Source organism: Methylobacter sp., from assembly GCF_023227905.1.
GTDB lineage: Bacteria > Pseudomonadota > Gammaproteobacteria > Methylococcales > Methylomonadaceae > Methylobacter_A.
On record NZ_JALOCF010000129.1, the window covers coordinates 1 to 2,578 of the forward strand.

At 50.2% G+C, this 2,578-nt stretch carries 1 protein-coding gene and 1 pseudogene; both read right to left on the reverse strand.

Going from position 1 to position 2,578, the window contains the following annotated elements:
- Nucleotides 1–445: 445 nt before the first annotated feature.
- Nucleotides 446–1,534: an IS91 family transposase gene (locus M0R47_RS21725; protein ID WP_292558444.1), complete on the reverse strand. Its 1,089-nt coding sequence runs from the start codon at nucleotides 1,532–1,534 to the stop codon at nucleotides 446–448.
- Nucleotides 1,531–2,438, reverse strand: a pseudogene (locus tag M0R47_RS21735) (site-specific integrase). The gene M0R47_RS21725 and the pseudogene M0R47_RS21735 overlap by 4 nt, the downstream one beginning before the upstream one ends.
- Nucleotides 2,439–2,578: the final 140 nt, after the last annotated feature.

Consider the following 2,578-nt stretch of genomic DNA (forward strand, 5'->3'; position numbering starts at 1 on the left):
TGAGATTAAGGTAGAATGATAAATGCATTCATTATTCTATACCATGATTTAACCATGTCTATCAGCAAAAAAACGATAAAACAACAAATCGAAAAGTTTAAAAAATCATTATTTCAAACACCCAACGAATAAGGTTAGATTGTGCGAGCGATAGCGAGCCACAATCTGAACCGGTTGTTGGACGAGCCCGGTGGCAGTGGAAGGCAGACTTTATTATAAGAAAATATCTTTTCGGATTTTGTTGGTTGCGGCGAGAAATCTATAACCGCATTTCGTAAGAACAAGCCGAAAGCGTTACTTTGGTAACGCCTTTAGCCAGTTGTGATGATTTAAGGCGAATAATAGCCTTTTTTCAGGCAAGCGCGGCTCTCGGCTTCACCATGCCGATTTAAAGTTTGCCCAGATTGACAGATGTGGTTACATAACCGGTTGCGCCTCTACTCTGTTAGCCGGATGGCGCAAGTAGTCCGAATGCACGCAGGGCGGGAATTCGCGTTTTCACAATCCGCATAGCACCGCCGCAGCAAGGACACTTGATAGTAGGTCGTAATGCTCGCTCAACCAAAATTTTAATGGGGTTCAAGCGAAGCAGTTCCTGAAGCAGTGCCAACAGCCGTTTGCTGTTGGCATGCAAAAAGCCAAAGTTACGGGTGCGCCGGAAGCCCTTGGGTAACACATGCTGCAAAATCAGCCACAAGAACTGGGTACCGGGCAGCGTTCGGGTCTGTATCTTTTTCGTCTTACTGTCTTGGTAGCGGAAGGTGACCAGACCATCCTTACACGCAATAATATCCTTTTCCTGGATCACGCCTTTGTAAAGATAGCGCCCGAGATAGACTAGCGCTTTGTCGCCGCTGCCTACGGACTTGACATCCACCACCCAGGTTTCGGGATAACGGGCAGGAAGCTCAAGACCTGCCTCGCAGATGGCCGCGAGCAGTTTAGCGCGGAACACTTTCGCCAAGGCTTTGTGATTGAACAAATAGGCTTTTTTGTTTTTGCTGGTTTTCGTACGCCACCGCCGTTTATCAGCATCGATAGTTGCCGCAGGCATCACCACATGCACATGCGGATGATAATCCAGGCGCCGTGAATGGGTGTGCAATACGCTGATGGCACCGGCCTTTCCCTGCAACTGTGGATCGTTCTGCGCGAAGGTTTTGAGGGTCTCCCAGCTACAACGGATCATCAAGTCATAAAGTGTACGCTGGTGTTGCCAGGCCAACGGCCGAAGTTCGGCCGGCAAGGTGAAGGTCAACAAAAAATACTCGGCGGGTACCTGTTTGTTGAGTTGCCGCTCTAGCCATTGTTGGCTCTCATGATGTTGGCAATGGGGGCAGTTGCGATGACCGCAGGAATGCGGGATGAAGATTTGTTTATCGCAGCCGTCGCATTGCGCCATCATGACGGGGCTTTGCGTGGTGCGGCACTGCTCCAGGGCGGTCAACGCTTTGAGCTGGCTGGGCAGCGCATTTTGATACGTCGCTAGGAACTCTGCTTTAAAGATTTGGATGATCGACGAAAGCAAAATCATTTGACGTTCCTCCAGTCTATGGCAAAACCATTCATCAGCGTATTGATTAACTGGTCGGCCTGCTGATTAGTGGTATCGGTCAGATGGGTATAACGGGCGGTGGTCAGGATACTGTGGTGGCCGAGGATTTTCTGGACTTCGAGCAGGTCAACACCCGCTTCGATTAGATGGGTAGCATAGCTGTGACGTAAGCTGTGCGGGGTAATCTTTTTTTTAGTCCGCAGTCTTGGGCGACTTGGCGCAGCGTCGCTTGCACCCCACCGCGATCCAACGGCGTGGTAGACAAATGCGCCGACTTCAGGCCGCCGTGGCGGTTAGGAAACAGCAACACCGGATTGCGATGCACCTGCCAGAAGCGGCGCAGGCAGGTTAACGTTGCTGCCGGCAAAGGCACCAAACGGTCTTTGTTGCCCTTGGCATCGCGAATATGCACCCGCAGCCGCTGGGCATCAATATCGGCCACCGTCAAACGCAAGCCTTCACCGAGGCGCAGACCCAGACTATAAAGCGTAAAAAAGAACACCCGGTAACTGAGGGTATGGGTCATCGCGAACAGCCGTCCGGCTTCCGCAACGGTTACAATATCCGGTAAGCGCTGAACCCTTGGCGGTTTGATCAAATTAAGCGCGGGCCAAGGTTTATTGAGTACATAGGCATAGAAGAATTTAAGACCGTACAGATCAAGTTTGACGCTACTCCAGGAATGGGATTCCAGCAAATCGCTGAAATAATCGGTCAACTGTGATTCAGATAGATCGTTAATTTGATAGCCGAAATACGCGCCGACGCGCCGCATGGCGCGGGAATAGGCCTCGATCGTCTTGGGCTGGAGCCCTTTGAGCTTAAGGTGTTTAAGATGCGTTTGATAATTCTGCTTGAAATCTGTTTCGGATGATGATGTCATTGCTTTGTAACCTCATTATTTGTTGCTAAACGATCCCCTCTGATTGAGGGTTTGAGGTTACATTTTAATTGATTAATCGGTGGCGGGGCTTTTCTCCGCGATAGCGGCTTCGTCCAACAAATTCACTAGCTAGACCTGAT

Excerpts from the sequence above, each read along its gene's own strand:
- M0R47_RS21725 (WP_292558444.1), bottom strand. The coding sequence starts at position 1,534 with ATGATTTTGCTTTCGTCGATCATCCAAATCTTTAAAGCAGAGTTCCTA.